Origin of the sequence: Sphingobium sp. D43FB (assembly GCF_002312805.1) — a bacterium.
Taxonomy (GTDB): Bacteria; Pseudomonadota; Alphaproteobacteria; order Sphingomonadales; family Sphingomonadaceae; genus Sphingobium.
This window is the reverse complement of the sequence record NZ_NMUA01000324.1, coordinates 1-243: the sequence shown is the minus strand read 5'-3', so window position 1 is coordinate 243 and position 243 is coordinate 1. Positions and strand designations below refer to the sequence as shown.

Below are 243 nucleotides of genomic sequence, written 5' to 3'. Positions count from 1 at the left end.
TGCACGGCGGCGAGAAGGAGATCTTCTTCCCGCAGCATCATGAGCCCGGTCGGCAGGGCCTGTCGGATTTCACGGTATGCGACAGTCTCAAGGTCACCGTTGCCGGCGAGACCCTAGCCTATCGCCTCTACCACTTCCGCTTGGCGGCGAGTGGCTGGGAGCATGCGGCTGTCGTGCTGGGCGGGGAGAGCTTTGCCGCCCTTTCGGAGCACCTGCAGGATGCGTTGTGGAAGCTGGGCGGTG

1 pseudogene is annotated in these 243 nt (G+C 64.6%); it reads left to right on the top strand.

Annotation, left to right across the window (positions count from 1 at the left end):
• Window positions 1–243: pseudogene (locus SxD43FB_RS24555) on the top strand (IS21 family transposase); the annotation flags it as partial.